General features: G+C 58.5%; 14 protein-coding genes and 1 pseudogene. 2 read left to right on the plus strand and 13 right to left on the minus strand.

What is annotated here, in order from left to right:
* Positions 1 to 46 precede the first annotated feature (46 nt).
* Positions 47 to 1,447, plus strand: coding sequence for an aminoacyl-tRNA deacylase and HDOD domain-containing protein (locus ACIP8I_RS25035; RefSeq protein WP_007962347.1), 1,401 nt, complete (start codon positions 47 to 49; stop codon positions 1,445 to 1,447).
* Between the two features lie 263 nt (positions 1,448 to 1,710).
* Here the strand turns inward: ACIP8I_RS25035 and ACIP8I_RS25040 are convergent, their stop codons facing one another.
* On the minus strand, positions 1,711 to 2,094 hold the full coding sequence (locus tag ACIP8I_RS25040) for a helicase (RefSeq protein ID WP_086792441.1): 384 nt from the start codon (positions 2,092 to 2,094) through the stop codon (positions 1,711 to 1,713).
* 514 nt (positions 2,095 to 2,608) lie between these two features.
* Between ACIP8I_RS25040 and ACIP8I_RS25045 the strand changes: the two genes are divergently transcribed.
* Entirely contained in the window at positions 2,609 to 2,980 is a 372-nt protein-coding gene (locus ACIP8I_RS25045; protein ID WP_027610398.1) for a DUF6124 family protein, read from the plus strand.
* Positions 2,981 to 3,037: 57 nt separating this feature from the next.
* On the opposite strand, the gene ACIP8I_RS25050 is transcribed toward ACIP8I_RS25045, so the two are convergent.
* From ACIP8I_RS25050 to tssK, 12 genes and pseudogenes are all read right to left on the minus strand, one after another.
* Positions 3,038 to 3,466: a hypothetical protein gene (locus ACIP8I_RS25050; protein WP_400764585.1), complete on the minus strand. Its 429-nt coding sequence runs from the start codon at positions 3,464 to 3,466 to the stop codon at positions 3,038 to 3,040.
* A 13-nt stretch (positions 3,467 to 3,479) separates the two neighbouring features.
* Complete coding sequence (locus tag ACIP8I_RS25055; RefSeq protein WP_400764586.1) at positions 3,480 to 4,067, minus strand: lysozyme inhibitor LprI family protein; 588 nt, start codon at positions 4,065 to 4,067, stop codon at positions 3,480 to 3,482.
* A 38-nt stretch (positions 4,068 to 4,105) separates the two neighbouring features.
* A complete protein-coding gene (locus tag ACIP8I_RS25060; RefSeq protein WP_400764587.1) occupies positions 4,106 to 4,564 on the minus strand; it encodes a cell division protein in 459 nt (152 codons plus the stop codon).
* 138 nt (positions 4,565 to 4,702) lie between these two features.
* Positions 4,703 to 6,060, minus strand: a pseudogene (locus ACIP8I_RS25065) (lysozyme inhibitor LprI family protein).
* Positions 6,061 to 6,174: 114 nt separating this feature from the next.
* A complete protein-coding gene (locus ACIP8I_RS25070; protein WP_103521970.1) occupies positions 6,175 to 6,711 on the minus strand; it encodes a hypothetical protein in 537 nt (178 codons plus the stop codon).
* A 13-nt stretch (positions 6,712 to 6,724) separates the two neighbouring features.
* A complete protein-coding gene (locus tag ACIP8I_RS25075) occupies positions 6,725 to 9,433 on the minus strand; it encodes a hypothetical protein (RefSeq protein ID WP_400764589.1) in 2,709 nt (902 codons plus the stop codon).
* A 51-nt stretch (positions 9,434 to 9,484) separates the two neighbouring features.
* Positions 9,485 to 11,527: a type VI secretion system tip protein VgrG gene (locus ACIP8I_RS25080; RefSeq protein WP_400764591.1), complete on the minus strand. Its 2,043-nt coding sequence runs from the start codon at positions 11,525 to 11,527 to the stop codon at positions 9,485 to 9,487.
* A 28-nt stretch (positions 11,528 to 11,555) separates the two neighbouring features.
* The gene (locus ACIP8I_RS25085) at positions 11,556 to 12,557 is read right to left on the minus strand and encodes a serine/threonine-protein kinase (protein ID WP_027610390.1); all 1,002 of its coding nucleotides are present in this window, start codon (positions 12,555 to 12,557) and stop codon (positions 11,556 to 11,558) included.
* The gene (locus ACIP8I_RS25090) at positions 12,554 to 13,282 is read right to left on the minus strand and encodes a PP2C family protein-serine/threonine phosphatase (protein ID WP_400764592.1); all 729 of its coding nucleotides are present in this window, start codon (positions 13,280 to 13,282) and stop codon (positions 12,554 to 12,556) included. Before ACIP8I_RS25090 ends, ACIP8I_RS25085 begins: the two co-directional genes overlap by 4 nt.
* Positions 13,282 to 16,821: a type VI secretion system membrane subunit TssM gene (tssM, locus tag ACIP8I_RS25095; RefSeq protein ID WP_400764594.1), complete on the minus strand. Its 3,540-nt coding sequence runs from the start codon at positions 16,819 to 16,821 to the stop codon at positions 13,282 to 13,284. Before tssM ends, ACIP8I_RS25090 begins: the two co-directional genes overlap by 1 nt.
* 12 nt (positions 16,822 to 16,833) lie before the next feature.
* On the minus strand, positions 16,834 to 17,709 hold the full coding sequence (icmH, locus tag ACIP8I_RS25100; protein ID WP_003229559.1) for a type IVB secretion system protein IcmH/DotU: 876 nt from the start codon (positions 17,707 to 17,709) through the stop codon (positions 16,834 to 16,836).
* Between the two features lie 5 nt (positions 17,710 to 17,714).
* Positions 17,715 to 19,046: a type VI secretion system baseplate subunit TssK gene (gene tssK, locus ACIP8I_RS25105; RefSeq protein WP_007962327.1), complete on the minus strand. Its 1,332-nt coding sequence runs from the start codon at positions 19,044 to 19,046 to the stop codon at positions 17,715 to 17,717.
* Between the last annotated feature and the right edge of the window lies 1 nt (position 19,047).

Raw genomic sequence — 19,047 nt, forward strand, 5'->3', positions numbered from 1 at the left:
AGAGCTGGTTATACTCCTGCCATTGTTTCAAAAACGGATACAGACCATGACTGACGCAGCTCTCGCCCCTGAACTTCCGCACGCGCCGTCTGTAATTCGGCTGCTGCTCGGCAAGCTGGGGATCGCCTACGAAGAAGTGCTCGACCACCACGGCCTCAACGCTTCGCGCAAGGTACAAGCCGTGTTGCTGGACGATGCCGTCGGCGCGCTGATGGTGCTGTTTCCGCAGAGCCAATTGCTGGACCTCAACCGCCTCGCCGAACTGACTGGCCGGCGCCTGACCGCCGTGTCCACCGAGCGCCTGGAAAAGATGCTCGGCAAACACAGCCTGAGCCTGCTGCCGGGCCTGCCGGCGCTGACCAGTTCGCCGTGCCTCTACGAAGAAAGCTTGCTGCGCGAGCCGAAGCTGCTGATCAACTCCGGCGAGCCGGGCGTGCTGCTGGAGATCACCAGCGAAGCCTTCAAGACCATGCTGACCAAGGCCAGCGCCGCCAATTTCGGCGAAGCCCTGAGCAGTATCCGCCCGAACCTCGACCGCCCGGACGATGACCGCGAGGAAATCACCCAGGCCGTGCAGGCATTCACCGCACGCCGGATTCAGCAGCGTCTGGAAGCGACCATCGAGATTCCGCCGCTGGCCGAGACGGCGCAAAAAATCATCAAGCTGCGGGTCGACCCCAACGCCACCATCGACGACATCACTGGGGTGGTCGAAACCGACCCGGCGCTGGCTGCACAAGTGGTGAGCTGGGCGGCGTCGCCGTACTACGCCTCGCCAGGCAAGATCCGTTCGGTGGAAGACGCGATCGTTCGCGTGCTGGGTTTCGATCTGGTGATCAACCTGGCGCTGGGCCTGGCCCTCGGCAAGACCCTGAGCCTGCCGAAAGACCACCCGCAACACACCACGCCGTACTGGCAGCAGTCGATCTACACCGCCGCCGTCATCGAGGGCCTGACCCGCGCCATGCCGCGCGCCCAGCGCCCGGAAGCCGGCCTGACCTATCTGGCCGGTCTGCTGCACAACTTCGGCTACCTGCTGCTGGCCCACGTGTTCCCGCCGCACTTCTCGCTGATCTGCCGCCACCTGGAGGTCAACCCGCACCTGTGCCACAGCTACATCGAGCAGCACCTGCTGGGCATCAGCCGCGAACAGATCGGCTCGTGGCTGATGCGCTACTGGGACATGCCCGACGAACTGGCCACCGCCCTGCGCTTCCAGCACGACCCAAGCTACGACGGCGCCTACGCCGAATACCCGAACCTCGTCTGCCTGGCCGTACGCCTGCTGCGCAGCCGCGGCATCGGCTCCGGCCCCGACGAAGACATCCCCGACGCCCTGCTCGAACGCGTCGGCCTGACCCGCGACAAGGCCAACGACGTTGTCAGTAAAGTCCTCGAAGCCGAAGTCCTGCTGCGCGAACTGGCCTCGCAGTTCAGCCAGGCCTAAAAACTTCGCGAGCAAGCTCGCTCCCACAAGGTTTCGGTGACCTCCTGTGGGAGTGAGCTTGCTCGCGAAGAATCCAACCCAATTTACCTGCCTGACACAAAACCTGTGGTGAGGGGATTTATCCCCGACCGGCTGCGCAGCAGCCGCAACTAGGCCAACAGGGTGTTTCAGGTAAATCGAGATCTCAGGTTTTGGGGCTGCTTCGCAGCCCATCGGGGATAAATCCCCTCACCACAACAGCCCCTCCACTCAAGCCCGTCTACTCAAGCCTTCGGCTTGGCCTTCCTCGGCTTCAAATACTTCATCAACCCCTGAAACCACATCACCAGCGCCGGATTCCCCTTCAGCTGAATCGACTTGTCCTGAATCCCCTGCATAAACGCCAACTGCTTGTTCTTCGCCTGCATCGTGGCAAAGGCATAACCCGCATCCTTGAACGCAATCGCAAACGCCGGCTCCGCCACCACGCCAGACTTGCTTGTGATGCGCTGATCCTTCACCACGAAATGCCGCGCCACTTTCCCGTCCAGCGTCTGCAGCTGAAACACCAGATCCTTGTCACCCAACTGCTGCTGGAACGCAGGATTTGTCCGGCTGGCCTTACCCATCAACAAACCCATCATCCACAGAAGAAAACGAAATTTCATGCGCACAGCCTCAAAAGGAAAATGAACGGCCGGGGCAGTGTAAGGGATTCAGACGATAACGCCACTATCGACCGCCATTGGAAGATGATGCAGCCCATTTCCCGCACGATGACCGCCAAGTCACACTTCTGCCCCCCACTTCCTACACCTGTTGAAACACATCCCTGTAGGAGCTGCCGAAGGCTGCGATCTTTTGATCTTCCAGCCTGCAAACCTATGGGAAATTTCCTGCAAGGCGTGGTGTTGTGCGTGAACTAGGCAGGCTGGAGCATGGTCGATAGCCTGTGTGTGTCACTGCAAAATCGGTGACTCGGACGTGCAAGTCCAGACTCGTCATGCATTCAGTTATGGCTATTCGCCGGGCGTTTTCCTATGCTCGCGAACTGTTATGGCGGCTGTGTATGGGAGGCCTTCGGGTCTGCCGGTTTCCGAGTCCGGTCTTGCACACCTATACACAGCTGCCACCCTCTCGAAGCAAGCGAATCGGTGTTGGCTCCATAACTCGGAAATAACTATGATCAAACCAACACCCAATCCCCCCGAAACCCCAGACATATCGCCCTACGAATCGCTGGAATCCAAGAAATTCCACGAGGCCGCCGAACGCGCCCTCGACCACCACTTCAAACCGCGCACCGAATCCCAACCCAAACGCGAAACCGGCCTCTTCAGCCTCACCCCCGGCACCGACGCCGAAGCCCTGATGGCCAACGCCTCCGAAGACCTCCTGTCCATCAGCGCCATCGCCTGCGACCTCGCCGACGACCTCCACGGCTCCCGCCGCTCGGTAGCACTGGCCCTGAGCAGAATGGCGGACGGGGTGCGATTGATGGTGGAAGGGACGCTCGACCATATTGAAGTGCGAAACCTGGCAGCCAAGTCGTAGCGGGATTTGCGGATGAAAAAAGGGGACGTTAAGTCCCCTTTCTCAATGAACCCCGGCTCACCACTGACAGCCTGTTTCTGGCGTAGCGTCCATGGTGATGTCTTGATCGAATGAATACTTCTTACCGGATTTGTAGTTCGTGTAGGTCATCCCGTAGATTCGGGCACCTTGGCTGACCATTTCGTATTCGCCTGTCAGCGACCCTTCGGAAACCTCCACCCAGATTATCGTGAACTGAGAGGGGCGCCCCTCCTCCATGACTTCCTCTTCGACACTCCGGTAGACAAGAGGAATCGCCTTTGGGGACTTTGTGTACCTAACCCCCGCTCCACTCCACCGGGAGACCGTGTCGTAATAGGATCGAAACTCGAAATTGATGTTGTTGCCTTCCAACGAACGGAAGCAAGAAACCTCGGTAGTAACCTCACCGTGGGCAGTCAGCGGTATCAAAAGAAGCGCAGAAATAAACGCAGACGAAGATTTCAAACCGATCATTCCTTTAGCGGTTCATGGGTAATTGAAAGCGCACCCTCACCGCGCAGTAGGCGACGTCTTCACGCAACAGACGGCCAGCCATCTCACAATGCCCGTCTGCGTACCTCTTCCAAAGCGGATCATCGAACTCATCCCCTCCCAGTCGCTCAATCGCGGCCGCTAAATTTCTCTCACGATCGTTCCCCGCAATCGCAGATGCGGCTTTATAAAAGCCATCTAGCGTTAAGCCCGTCTGCAGAGCAATCAACTCTCCCAACCGGGCATTGGTCGTTTGCACCAGGCACCCAAGCCTCTCGATTGGCGCCTCAGCGCCCGGCAAAGTGGATTGATAAAGCTCCTCGCAAAACGACTCTTTGAAACGCACCCAGTTCTTTTGCACATCTCTCAGATGGCTCTGCTCCGCAGGAGCCAAACTCGTCAGCGCTTTTTTATATTGCTCGTTCAACACAGTGTCGACCTTCTCGAAGGTTTGCTGCCCGCAAATGATCAAGTCGGGGTTGGAAAAGCTGTCTGGATTACACACTTCTGCGGCAAGTGCCGCAGTAGAGGTTGCCAATGCCAAGCAGCAGAGAAGAATCGAAAATCCTTTCACGCTATAACTCCTTCGATACCAATATGCCCAATGCGCATTTATTGAGCGATTTTTCGGCGGTCCTGGACATACAGCCAGATCAACGGCGGCAATAGCACGAGCAACGCAAAACCATCGAGCCACAGATGCGACCAGACCTGCCGTTGCGCTGAAAGCCACATGTCCTGCGGCGCCCATAACAGGATGCCGGCGATCAACCATCCCCACACTGCTGGAGCTTTCAAGCGATTACCCAAGTGCACCAACGCAAGCATGTACAACGAATAGCTTTGCAGCGTCGCGCCAAACAGCGCGAGCCACCAGACTTGTTGTTCGTGGCCGGCGGCGGGAATTTCATCTGCGCCCCAGAATGCGAGTTCGAGGGTGTGCAGGTAGCCGTCGAGTAATCCAGCATGCCCGGCCCAGGTCAGGGTGAGACCGGCGAGTATGTGCGCCATTGCGGCTGCGTAAAGCCAGAGCACTAACGCTGGGCGGAGCGAGGTAGAGAGGGCTGGCATTCCGTGTCCTGAGCGCATTCCTTGGGGCGGGAAGTTTAAAGGAAAATCCCGGTCGTCAGATGCTCAAGTATTAAACGTTTGAGCGTGACGGACTCAGGCTCAATACGTGCGGAAGCGCATCAAATGTCACCCCGACCTTCAGATGCAGTGACTGGCTTTGATAGGCTGCGATCCCAATCGCTTCACGCTGTCAATGCTCGGCTGATCACCTTTGTCAGCCGCCATTTGATAACAGGCTAACGCTCGGGACATATCCTTCGTTCCCAACTCACCACCCTCAAAAGTAGAAGCCAGATAACTCATCGCGTCTGTGGAACCCATGGTGATCGCCCGAATGACCTGCTCTTTTGCCTGCTCGGGATGGAGGCAAGGGCCGTTATAGTCAGTGGAGTTTCCCGAACAAAGAAACGTGGCATAGCCCAGCGCCCCACTTGGTATTTTCGAGGCCGCTTTGAACAACGCCTCTACCTTAGGGGTTTCCAACTGAGACGCCATCTGCGAAAGACTCAAGCGTGCCGCCGACAGGCTCGCCTTCGCATCACCCGACTCCGCAGCACATACATAATTCTCCAGCGACGCCTCAATCAACTCCGCAGTCAGCGGATATTGCTCAAGAAATCCCAGCCCTCCTAAAGCTTCAGCACGTTGTTCACAGAAATTCTCTGCGCGGCTCATTCCTGGATTACGTGTTGCGACAAGATCCTTCTCACTAATCGACCAATCCTCAATCCCCTCAAGCACCCAGCACGCCTGACGAGAGAAGTTGAAGATCTTGATATTACTGTTGCCCGCCGTTTATCCACCACCTTAACGTGACTGTCATCAACCTCTTCGATCTCGACTCCAGATGTCTTGCCGGACGTGATTGCTGCCATCAGCGGGTAGGTGAAATTGGCTCCACCGACACCCGAGGTTGAAGGTTCAAAGGTACTTCGATCCCTTCCCACCACCGGTTTCAGCACCAGCGACTTGACCGTCATCGCAGTGAGGCGGCGTTGTGATTCGCTGTTGGCGGAAAATGCTGTCAGGAAAGCAGGGAACTCCTCCGAAGGACAGGCACCGTTGGCCGGCGCTGTCGACGCGTTCTTGTCGGACGCAAGCTCAGGGACGATCTTGTCCAGATACGCCGAGCGCTCACGACTCATTCTGGCGATGCACGAGTTAACCGCGAACACATGCGCCGGCATCCCCGTCTCGATCTCGAATGCCTCCAAAGGGCAGTTCGCATCGCGCAACTTCAGCCATGCACGTTGCGATTCTTTAACCTTCGCTGCGTACTCCGCTCCCAATGCCGGATCCGCTCGATAATCAGACTCAAGCCGCGCCATCAATTGCTTGTAGCTGAGGTTCAACTGCGTATCGGCAGCCTTCTTCGCCGCCTCCGAGCAGGGCACCATTTCCAGGCTTGAGGCTACATGGCTGCAGTCGTCCTGCGCATAGGCCGCTGAAACCGGCAGTAGTAGTGCGACCAACAGCGTAAAAACAAAGCGGTTCACTGTGTTCATCCTTGAGTCATTCAGGCTTTGCGCTCGGCGAGCCGGGGCCAAACCACGTTCACGCATAATAAAGAGTAGCCTGCCCTATTAAACGCAAAACATTGGCAGCCATCGCTATTTAGCGCCATTTATTTTCTTGATATAAGATTTTATCAACCCTGCATTAACATAAGGAAAATGTTGCTCCTCACCTTCTTGATATCCTTCCATCCCACTCAGATTCTTATCAAATCGGACAAGCTTATTCACAACCAATTTATTGTCCGCACTTTTTTCATACCCATAAACTTGATAAAGGGTCCCGTACGTTCCAATTCCTCTGCTCGTAATTTCCCAAGAAACCAAAACAAGCACATTTTTTTTACCCTTAACTGGATAAAAGAAAATCGACTCAATTTTTGGGTCTGACCCAGCCACATCGTATTTATCGACAAGACTTCTATTTTTTTTATTGTCGACCCCAACAACATCCAGGACCAGAGAAACAGGAAACTCCTCGCTCGTCGTCTGCAGGAATGATAATTCACCCCCATTTACGACGTCAGTTCTAAACGGCCCTTGGATTACCGTTCCCTGAAGATAGTCTACATCTTGCGCACTGCTGGAGTTTGCCAGAAGGAAAACAAAAGCAAACATAAATACACGGAGCATATAGAACGACCTCTTAGTTAATGTTCATAAGTGCAGCGAGTGCTTGAAACCTACTGTTTCTGTCCGTATATCCGTTTTGCCCGCCATTCACCATTTGTGTGACGTCGACCACACTCCCCGTCTTGGCGACTTCGCACAATTTTGTGCCTCCTTGCCCAGTTTTGGTAAACCAAAAAACGAAGGCAGACTCAACTCCGTACTCGGTTGAGGAAATCAGGAGATCTGGATTGGCCACGAAGTCCTGAATATCCGACGGATTTCGCTGATTATGCACATTAGTAAACCGTTGATACTCGGACTTTCCGGTTACCTGCAGCATTCCACGGCCACGATATCGATAACCGTCTCGACTAGCCTCATTGCCATTACCCATTCGATCCGCGTAGACGTAACTGGCAAGATTTTCAGCATTCATCGCGTAATGACTTGTTTCTGACCAAAGCTTGCTTCTCAACACACCAAAATCGCAGCTATCCGTTTGCTCATTATAGCCATTCACATTGTTTTGCCGTCGGCACCCATAGGTCTTCTTCATTTGCCGGGCACTATAATTCAAGCCCTCTTCAATAATCCTGAATTGACTTTCATGGCCGACTTGGGAAAGGAAATGCGCAATAGCTTTAGGTTGCTCAAGCTTATACGCCGCGGCATATTTATTGAGATACGGCAAAATACTCGAATGATGTGATTCAGCCCCTGCTGGGTTAGCGGCCCTAAGCATTTCCAAGGTAATCAGATCACGTGTAGCAGTGAAACTTCCAATAAGTGCAATCGGGTGAATATGCCGAACATTTGTATCACTGGTAATTCCATGCTGCCCGATAAGCTTGTCCCACCAACTCAACGTCTTAATTCTTGCTTTTTCTTCAATCCATTCATTGTGTGGCTCTGTTTCAGTGTGACCCATTAACTCATCCAGAGAATCCCATTTTTCTTGTTTGAATTGCCACTCGTTTTCATAGCGTGTAACCATCTGAGAAATCGGCTGAGCGAACCATGGTTTACTCAAAGCCTCTTTTATTTCCGAAGGCGTGAGTTTTTTATCGCCGTTTCTGTCTAGAATTTTGTAAAGATTTTGCTTTGTAGAACCTTCTTCGGCGTTACCGATATTAGGCTGATAGTTAGCTTGCTCCTCCTCACTAAGACTTTCCTGCGCATGAAGAAACGCGGCCAAATGATCTACGTTACTCCCAGCCTCATCTATAAAACTAAAACCCTCCCACTCAAATGGTGAATGGCGTGACAACGCAGTATCCGGCTCTGCAAACCAACCGCTGATTTCATTCCCTTCGGCATCCCCCAGCAACCCATCCAGACGCCACCAAAGCGTATAGGTAGTGGTTCCACCCATCACAACAGGAACTTTTATCTTTTTTTCCGCGGGTAGCGCTTCCAATACTCCGACTGGGATAAAGAAGTCATAGCCAACCTTTTTGTGGGGATCGGTCACTTTCGGAGGATTTGTTGCGCTCATTCCTTGCGTGTGAGTAACCAACACACTGTCTTTTGGAATCTTTACGAGCGTTTTTCCAGCGGCAGGCATTCCCGCAGCTTTCTCTTTACTCAGTTCAGTAAATGCCTTTACGTCCTCGCAGCTGAACACCTCAACGTGCAACAGATTCTTGGGCGCCGAATCCGAATGGTTTTGATATTTGCCTACGTGACCGATCAGACTCCCCGCCGTAATCGGGAATGGAGTCGCCAAAACATGTACCGAGTCCTTCTCGGCTGGCTCACTTTTGGCTTCAAGGTTCCCCTCCCAGACATACCCAAGTACCTCAGCAGGCGCCAGCGGAGGAATAGCACTCCCGCTGACAATCTCCAACAGTTTCTGGTACTTACCACGCGTCCCATCGCTCCCGATTCTGACTTGCGTGCCGTGGGGCAAAATGGCTTTTTCAGCGCCAGATCGACTTGCAGAAGCGCGAACAACCAAACCTTTCTGCGGTGGGTTCATCGGGTCTTTTGCAGCGGCGCCAATGACGTAAGTGTTGGGTGTCGGGCCCGCCGTCATTTCTCTCTTGAAAACCCAGCCTGCTCCGGGTTGGAGATTGGTATTAGCCGGCGTGACGCTGACCACCTTGAGCCAACCGTTTTGCTCTTCCCCCGTCTCGACGACCGTACCGCGACTCAAAACCGTTAGCACGGTTGCGTACCCAGGCTTGCCACGCGGTTCCTGACGAACGCGCAAACCGAGGATTTCGTCGTCGGCCGTTGCTTTGACTTGCAACGTACCACCTCCCCAAAAGGACGGTCGCGATAATGCCGGAGTTTCCTCGTAGTTCTTCCACTGCAACAAATGCATGTAAAGGCTGAAAAAAATCAGGCTTGGACCAGGTGCTGACGGCGAAGCAGGCGATCCAGCAGGAGCTGGGGTCGCAGGTTGCACCGGCACTTCCAAACGATGCTTAACCAAAACAAAACCCGTCGAAAACTCGGCCTCAGCCGTACCGTAGGCGGATTTCGGGTACGTGCTATCAATGCGATAAGCGACTACTTCACCGTCAGCGATGCATTTGACTTCTGCCAGGTCCGGCACTAAACCCGAGGCTTCATCGAAATGAATACCACCATGCCAAAGACCATTGGCACCCAACGGGTAGAAACCATCTTTGGCCTTGGCTAAGGCCTTGTAGAACTGCTGCGGATCCGTCGTCCCTGCCGCTCCAACTTTTAATGGATACGACCATTTTTCTACTTTCTTGCTGGTTGTCTCTGTCATTACCAATTACCTGAATTCTGATCCCTGGTGGCTTGGATTGCCGTCAATGTCTTACCCGGAAAAATTGAGCATCCGCTTCGGCTTGCGTTTGATTTTTTCCTCAGACGCATTCCCCAACGCCTGATCCATCAAACTCCCCGCCTTATCCTTATCCGCCGCCCCCGGCAGCACCGGCGGCTTAATCCCGATGCCAGTCCCACTCCCCGGCGACCCACCGGCATTAATCTTCACCACCGGCCCAACCACGGTCACACCACCACCATCGAGCTTGATAAAGCTCCCACCCCCAAGAATGGTCAGCTCTGTCCCCGCCTCAATAACAATCTTGTCCCCAGCCTTGAGGTGAATCTCTTTCCCCACACTGGTGAGCTGCGCCGTGCCCAGCTTCACATGCTGGTTCTGCCCAACCGTCAGGTGATCATCCAGCTTCGCCTCAATCTTGCGGTCGGAGATCGTGGTGCGGTGTTCTTCAGCCTTCAGCTCGGTGTAGGTGTTCTTCACCACGGTGTCGTGGCGTTCATTGCCGACGCGGATTTTCTGGTCGTGCTCGATGTTTTCATCCCAATCGCGCTGGGCGTGGATGTAGATCTGCTCCGCGCCTTTTTTGTCTTCGATGCGCAGCTCGTTGTAACCGCCGCCGCCCGGGGAGCTGAGGGTTTTGAACACGCTGCGGGTTTTGTTTGCCGGCAGGGCGTACGGCACCGGGTTTTCCTTGTGGTACAGGCAGCCGGTGACGAGGGGGTGGTCGGGGTCGCCTTCGAGGAAGGTGACGAGGACTTCCATGCCGATGCGCGGAATGCTGATCGCGCCGTAGCGGTCGCCGGCCCAAGAGCTGGAGACGCGTAGCCAGCAGCTGGTTTTGTCGTCGGCCAGGCCTTCGCGGTCCCAGTGGAACTGGACTTTGATGCGGCCGTATTGGTCGCAGTGGATTTCTTCGCCTTTGGGGCCGGTGACCATGGCGGTCTGGCTGCCGAGCACGCGCGGTTTCGGGTGTTCGAGGGCCGGGCGGTAGAACACGTCCCACGGGGTAGCGAGGAAGGTGTTGCGGTAGCCCTGGTGGAAGTCGTCCTTGTTGTCGGTGGTGTCGCTGGTCACGCCTTCTTCGAGGACTTGCGGCTGTTTGCCTTCGTGGAAGATTTCGGTGAGCAGCCACAGGTCGTTCCACTCGCTGCGCGGGTGGTCGGACAGGGCCATGAAGTGGCCGCTGACCAGTTTGGTCTGGTCGCCACGACCTTCGGCCTGACGGTAGTCGGCGCGGTGGCGTTCGAGGGCGCGCTGGCTGAGGAACTTGCCGCGCGCACGGTCGATGAAGCGGCCCGGGTAGTCGTAGTCTTCGAGATCCGGTTCAGTGCTTTCGCCATCCGGCTTGTAAGCCGCTTCCATCTGCAGGCGCGGTTTTTCGAAGTCGTAATCGCGGCGCGTGGTGCGGCTGGTGCGGGTTTCCAGACGCAGTTTGAAGCCTTTGATCACCGGCTCTTCGGCGACCATGCCGCTGCCCTGTATGTAGGCGGTCGGCTGGCCGAGATCGGGGAACACGGTCTGGTCGTCGCCGAACACCAGCAGGTGAGCCTTTTCGCTGTGCTGGAAGTGGTAGTGAATACCCTCCTCTTCGCACAGGCGCTGAACAAAGTGCAGATCGGTTTCGTCGTACTGCACGCAGTAGTCGCGATCCGGGCACGGCTGGCTCAGCTGGAAGCTGTAGGCGTTGCCCTTGATCCCGTGTTCGTCGAGGATCAGCGCGATGATTTTCGGCGCCGACATCTGCTGGTAGATGCGCTGGTTGGTGCGGTGATGCAGGTATTGCAGTTGCGGCACCAGCGACACCTTGTAGCGGGTCAGGCGCTTGCCGGCATCGCCCTGAGCGACGCGGTAGATCTGGCCGTGAATGCCCGAGCCCTGTGGATCGAATGCGAGAAACGCCTGCTTGTGCAGGAGCTTTTCCAGGTCCAGGTCGGGGTTTTCGCTGACCAGTTCGAGGTCGAAACGAAACGGCTGGCTGATGCCTTCGGTGCCGGTGAACGACAGCACTTGCAGGTCGCCCACGTAGTCTTCGACCTTGAGGCTGAAGTGGGTTTCGTTAGCTGGGTTGAACATAAAGCGCTCCCTGTTCGAATGTCGTCCGTTACGCCCGAAGTCGCAACCGTTGCAGCCAGGACGAAGTGGCGCCCAAGGCGTCACGCAATTGGTCGGCAGTGATGGTGCGTTCTGCCGCGTTGAAGCTCAGCGCGGTTCGCAGCGCTGGCCAGCCGTGTTTCGGTAAGTTCGCCGGGGCTTGCAGTTCGCGCTCCAGGTGCTCGTCGCGGGCCTGGGTCGAGGGCAAGCGGCGGAACGGGTGTTTGCCGCTCGCCAGTTCATAGATCACGCAAGCCACGCCGTACACGTCCGCGCTGGCCGACAACGGTTGGCCCTCAAGCAGTTCGGGGGCGGCGTAGCCCGGGGTCCAGGCGTTGAAGCGCTCGCGGCTCAGGTGCGGCAGGCCGGGCAACACGCCCTCGTCTGCTTGGCCGAGACCGAAGTCGAACAGGCGCAAGCCGTCTTCGCTGAGCATGACGTTGCTCGGTTTCATGTCACCGTGCAGCACGCCGCGACGGTGGGCGTAGGCCAGCGTATCGAGCAGCGGCAGCGCAATGTCGCGCGTTTCTTTCCACGGCAGGCCGAGAGGCCGCTCGCAGAGCAATTTGTCCAGGGTCAGGCCACGCATGTATTCCATGGTGATGAAGGCCCGCTGGCAGTCGGTGTCGACTTCAAAAGTATGTGCACGCACGACGTTGTCGTGGCGCAGGCGTCGGGTCAGGGCGAACTCGCTGTAGAGCAAGGCACTGGCGTCCGGCGATTCGGCAAATTCTTCGCTGAGGATTTTCAGCGCAATGTAAGGGTCGGGATCGCCGAACTGCTCGTGCAGCAGATCCCGCGCCCGGTAAACGGCGCCCATGCCGCCGGCCCCGAGCAGACGCTCGAGGTGATAGCGGCCGGCGAGTACGTCCGGCAATGCACCGATGCTGGCCTTGGTCGGCGCCAGCAACGGCTCGGCGTTGTTTGCCTTGGCGAAGGCGAAGTAGGTCAGGTTGCTGGCCTGCTCTTCGCTCATTAGTAAGTCATCGACTGAGGATTCGATTTCAGTCATTGGCGGATCACCACGGCAGTCAGGTTGTCCCGGGCGGCGCCACGCAGGGCGCCGTCGAACAGACGGTCCAGCGCCACATGCGGCGCGCTGAGGCTGAGGGCGTTGCCGAGGGCATCGCTGCTCAGGCCCTGATACAAACCATCGCTGCACAGCAAAAACGCATCGCCCGGATAGACCTCGAGTTCGAGGACATCCAGGGTCAGCTGTTCGGCGGCGCCGACGGCGCGGGTCAACGCCTGAGCCGCCGGGTGCGCTGCCGCCTGTTCGACGCTCATCTGTTGCTCGTCGATCAATTGCTGTTGCAGCGAATGGTCCTTGGACAGCTGATACAGCCGCTGCCCGCGCCACATATAGCAACGGCTGTCGCCGGCCCAGATGCAGGCCGCACGATTACCTTCCACCAGCAGCGCCACGACGGTGCTGCCCATGATGCTGTCGTGACGCCCGGCGGTGACCGTCAACTCCTGCCCCAAGCGCCGGTTCAGCCAGTGCAGGCACTGGCGGATGGCTTTGAGGCGTTCGTCGAAGTCCTCGTGTTGCGGCAGTTCAGCCAGGCTGGCGACGATCAACTGGCTGGCGATGTCGCCACCCTGATGACCGCCCATGCCGTCCGCGACCACCCACAGCCCCTGCTGTGGCGAGTCGAGGAAGGCATCTTCGTTGCGCGCCCGCACCTTGCCCGGGTCGGTACGCGCCGCGCTGCGCCAGGGACTGGCCACCAGCATCAGAGCTGCACCGGCATACGGAAGGTGCGCAGCACGCCCATGTCGAACGGGTTCGGCGTGCGCTGGCTGGTCAGCAGGTAGTTGGCGCGCAGGCCACCCACGTCGGCTTTCAGCACCAGCACGTCGCGACCGGTCAAGTACTCGGTCTGCATCAAATCGAACAGACGGAACAGCGACCATGGGCCGGAGTTCTTCTCGATGCCGATCGGGCGCCCGGCCATCTTGTCCATCACCAAGCTGGTGCGACCGTCTTCAGCATCGGTCGGCCACTTGAACGTCATCGGAAGGATCGGACCGTGGCGGTACTCCATGGTCTTGTCGCCGAACTTGAACTCGGAACGGCTGACGGCCGGATCGAGGGTGTACGGCTCCAGTTTGAACTGCACGGTCGGCTCGGCCGGGTTGATCGAGAAGAAGCTCTGACGAATCGTCAGGGCTGCGGCCATCTGGTCGAGATACATCTTCGATACCGGCAGGCTGTGACCGTCGACGCTGCGCATCCGGTAGTTGCCCGGATCACCGCTGACGAACGGACGCATGTAGCTGTCGAAGAAGCGGTCGACGGTGCCTTGAGCGCGGAAGAACTCGCGGAAATCGCTGATCGCCACATCGCTGGTGCTGCTGGCGCTGAACGGATAACGCTTGCTGATGGTTTTGCCATACACGCTGTACAGCTCGTTCTGATAACGGCCGTTCAGGTATTGGTAAGCGTCGTTGAGCACCAGGCGCCACGAGTCTTCGGCCAGCACGTTGAACCACACGCTCAGCGGACGCGGCAGGCGACCCGAGGCCGCACGCAGGTTGGTCAGCGCATCACGCTGGCCGCTCATGCGGGTTTTCGCCATTTCGAACGCGGCTTGTTCCGGCGTGCTGGAACGGGCCAGACCGGACAGTTGCAGTTGCAGGTCGTTGAGCGCGCTGATGGCCGGGGTCAGGTCAGCGGCCGGGCCGTTGTTGTCATCGAGCAAACGATGCAGCGGCTCGAAGCGGCGTTGCAGCGACTTCTTCGCGGTGTCCGGCAGGCTTTTCGCCACGGCCATCGCCGAAGCCTTGTCCGCCACGGCAGACGCCAGTTTGCCGACCTTGCCCAGTTTGCCCTTCTGCCCTGCCAGTGCATCGGCAGCATCACCGGCTTCATCCACCGGATCGGCAGCCGCCGGGAAGCGCGTGTTCTCGCGCACTTCAGTGAGCAACGCCAGCACCGGCGAGTTGGCCGAAGTCAGGCCCGCCAGTTGCTCGGCGCCTTCACCGGCGTCGCTGATCGGCGGCAAGGCCACCTGGCCGACGGCTTCGCTCCAGTAGTTGGCGTAGTCGCGGAAGTACAGCTGTTCCAGCTCGACCATCAGGCGACGCAAGTCCATGTCGCTGATACCCGCGCCCTCGCCCAGCACCCAGTTGTCACGCAGGATGTCGGTGACCAGCGCCGAACCCTGCACCGAGAAATACTGCTGATAACCCTGCTGGGTGTAGAAGCCCGGGATCACGTATTCGGTGCCGATGAACAGCGAGCCCTGCGGGCCGAGGTGTTGGCTGAAACGGTATTCCGGCAGGTTGCGCGCCTGCTCACGGAGCATGCGGTAGACCACGGTGGCCAGCGATTCGGCGCGCAGCACCTGACGTGCCTGAGTCACCAGTTGATCGTTCAGTGGGTAGATGAACGGCTGCTTCAGCAGGCGCTCAAGGTGAGTGTTCAGGCCGTTCTGCACCGCGGTGTTGCCGGTGTAGCGCTGCGACCAGTCAGTGGCGACCCAGTCCTTGAGCCACGCCGCGTCACGACGGTCTTTCATGTTCAGCATCAGGTACGCACGCAGGCTGTTGAGCAGCTTGTCGCGGTCCTTCATGTTGGCGCGGATCTGCCCTTCGAGCATCGTCGCGACCCGTGGCAGCAATTGCGCTTCGAGCTCATGCTCGTAGGCTTGCCTGACCACCGGATTGACGTCTTCGCCCTGATACAGACCGCCACGCTCGTGGTACGAGACGTCGCCCTTCTTCGGGAACACCTGAGTCGCAGCGTAGCTGGTGTCGAGGGTCTTCAGCACGCCCATCGCGTCATCACGCGGGGTCAGCGCCGAACGCTGCTGAGTCCAGTTCTGCGCCAGCGTGCGCAGGTTTTCCAGACGCTCGTAGTTGGCCGAGAAACCTCCGGCCCAGAGCATGCCGAACAGCGCCAGTGCCGCCAGTGCGCCGACGTACAACGCCCGCTGGCCCCAATGGATGCGGCTGCGCTCGCGCTTGTCGAGGCCGGCCAGATCCGACTCCGGAAAAATCACCCGGCTGAACAGATGATGGATGAAGCGCGAACGGCCGCTGCGCAGGGTCGGCAGCACGCCGGCACTCATGCCGAGGCTGGCGCCGATGCCGGCGGTAGTTGCGTCCATTTCCTGGGTCAGGTGCGGCGCACTGGTCAGGTAGAAACCCCGCAGCAGCGACGCACGCTGGTAGCGATTGCCGGTGAACGCCATGTCGACGAACAGGCACAGGCGCTCGCCGATTTGCCCCAGTTGATGCGGGAAGTCGAGGATGCGGCCACGGCGCTGGGTATCGCGCTCGGAGTGCATGCGCATGATCACCTGATTGTTCAGGCGCCGCAGCAGCTCTTCGAACTCGCCGCGCAGCACAGCCACGTCGGTGCCGATCTGATCCTTGCGGAAACTGGTGCCCAGCACCTGATCGCTTTCTTCGCGGGTCAGTTGATCGAAGAACTCGTCGAAACCGAGCAGCTTGTCGGCCTTGCTCAGTACCAGATACACCGGCACGTCGACGTGCAGTTTCTGATAGACGTCTTGCAGACGACCGCGCACCTGGCGCGCCAGGGTGTCGATGTCCTGCTCGCTGCCACCGATCAGGGATTCCACCGGAATGGTCACCAGCACCCCGTTCAACGGACGCCCGCGACGACGCTTGCGCAGCAGTTCGAGCAAGGTGGTCCAGGCACTGCCGTCGACTTCCGCGTCCGGCTGCGTGGTGTAGCGCCCGGCGGTGTCGATCAGCACACCGTGGTCGGCGAAGTACCAGTCGCAATGACGGGTGCCGAGGGTGTCGCGGGTCAGCTTGCGGTCGATCTTGTTGATCGGGAATTCCAGCCCGGAGAAGTCCAGCAGGCTGGTCTTGCCGGAAGCCTGCGGACCGATCAGCAGGTACCACGGCAAGTCATTGCGCCAGCGTTCGCTGCGGCCGCGATACAGGCTCGAAGTCTTCAGGGTTTTCAGCGCGTCCTTGAAGCGCGCCTTCAACTCTTTCTGCTCTTCTTCGATCAGCTCGTCACGACGGATGCGATCCTGGCCATCTTCGGTTTCTTCGACGGCTTTCTTGCGGATGCCCGCGCGCCAGCTGACGAAGACCATGGTCAGGCCCCAGATCAGGAACAGCACGGCGATGGTCAGCAGACGCGAGGTCGCGCTTTCCCAGAACTTGTAGTCATCCACCGCCAACAACGGGCCGACGAACCACACCAGCAGCGCCACGAACAGCACCAGCAGCAAGGTCCAGACCCAGGTCTGGCGCAGGAAGGCGCCGACTTTCTTGAAAAACTTTTTCATCACACGTCCCTGTTACGGCTGCGACTGCGGTTGAACCGCGGCCGGATCAAGCGGCTGATAAGGTTGCAGAACGGTGTCGCGCTGCTCGCCCAGGACCCAGGCGAAGCCCGAATACATGACCACCAGGCAGACCAACGTGAACAGCACCACCATCCACGCCGGCACGATGCGCACCAGGTTGCGGCGCTGATCGTTGAGGCCTTCCCAATGCGGCGACAACTCGCGCGGCACGTCGCCACGCAACTGACGGATCTGCCGGTACAGGGCGTCGCGGATGCCTTCAAGCTCAAGCATGCCACGCGCCTGCACGCGGTACTTGCCCTCGAAACCGAGGGACAGGCACAGGTACATCAGCTCAAGCATCGGCAGGTGTTTGACCGGGTTCTTCGACAGCCGATCGAGCAGCTGGAAGAACTTCTCGCCACCGAACGTCTCGTTGTGGAAGCTGCTGAGCAGGCTCATCTGCGACCACTCGCTTTCGTTGCCCCACGGCGTGGTCACCACAGCTTCGTCGACCACGGTGCAGAGCACGTAACGCGCGGCCATCACCTGGCTGCTTTCGGCGCCGTTGTGCAACGCGCGCACTTCAAACAGCTTGAGCCCGGCGGTCAGGCGCTCGTTGAGCGCGTAGAGGTCTTCGCGGGTTTCACTGTGCTTGAGGCGCACCACTTCCGAGAGCAGTTCGGACGACGCCGCCACCAGCGAATTGAGGCTGATGTTGAACGCCTCCGCCGGGCGCAGGCGCGCGGCGTAGATCATCCGTTCTTCCAGTTGCTCGAAGCGCGGCGGCGCGGCGAAGTCGGTCAGCGGACTGGCTGCCGGTCCGTGGCCCTGACGATCGAGCAGGACGGTTTTGTCGTCCTGGTTGTAATCCGTTTCCTTGATCATGTCGGTCAGTTCCTGATGGCCCAGAATTTCAGTTCAAGCTCGGCGAATTCGCCGGACACGTGGAACGCGAAGCCGCCGGAGCGCTCGAGTTGCGCCAGGTCTTCGGAACTGAGTTCGAGGATGAAGTAGGTTTTGTTCGAGTGGAACGCGATCTGCCGCGGGGCCACCGGCAACGGTTTGACCTTGATCCCCGGCAAGTGCAGGTTGACCAGTTGGCGGATGCGCTCCACCGGGCCGACCTTGAGGTGCGCCGGCAAGCGGTGGCGCAGTTCTTCGGAGTCGCAGTTGGCACTCGCCGCCAGCACGAACGATGCCGAGCCGAGCAGTTTGTGGTCGTGCAACGGCGACACGATGATCCCGTACTGACGCGCTTGCAGGATCAGTTCGATGGCGTGCTGTTCGAGCACCATCGACAGCACCTGACGAATCGCTTCCATCAGTTTGCGGAAGCTCGCGCCCTGATCGGCGTGGGAATAGCGGCTGTCCAGACGCGGGCGTTTGCTGTCACTGGAGAAGGTCGCCAGATCACCGAGCATGGTCAGCAGCGTGCGGTACAACTCTTCCGGGTGCACCTGCTCCAGACCGAGGTAGTGGCGCAGCAGCAGTTCGGTACGGTTGATCAGTTGCAGCATCATGAAGTCGCCGACCTCCGCGCCACCGACCTTGCCGTTGGAGCGAATCCGCTCGGCAATCGTGTCGCCACGGTGGTTGAGCATGCTGATGACTTCTTTGAGGCACGACAGCAGATAGCTGGACGCATGGGCCTGGATGTAGGTCGGCACGAAATCCGGGTCGAGGCTGATCACGCCGTCCGGCGTGGTGTCGAGCACGTCGCAGATCTTCAGCTTTACGTAGGCCTGATCGCTCTGCTGCTCGCCGAGCAACAGTTTGAAATCCGGGCGACCACAGCTGACCTGGCTGGCGGAATCATCGCCGGCGTTGGAGTCGGCCACTTCGGCGTCGTACGCGGTGTAACGCGCGAGCACGTCGGACTGCTCCGGGCGGCGTGCTTCGATGTGGTTACCGGTGACCAGCGGCAGCGCCAGGTAAATCGGCGTGTTGCCGGTGTTCGGCGGCACGTCCAGTGCCAGCGGCTCGGTGTTGCCGCCGAGTTCGAACAGGCTGCCGTCCGGCAGGATCCCCGAGGCGGCACTGATCACCAGTTTGCCCATGTTGAGGAACTGCAGGTCGATCTCCAGATTGAGGAAACCCCAGGTGTAGCCACCCAACAACTGGGTGCGGGTTTTCATCTGGTGATCGTAATAGCGATCGTTGTGCTGGAAGTGCTGCGGCCGCAGCAACATGCCTTCCTGCCAAATGACTTTATGGGTATTCATG

The organism is Pseudomonas sp. NPDC088414 (genome assembly GCF_044753325.1).
In the GTDB taxonomy this organism is placed as follows: domain Bacteria; phylum Pseudomonadota; class Gammaproteobacteria; order Pseudomonadales; family Pseudomonadaceae; genus Aquipseudomonas.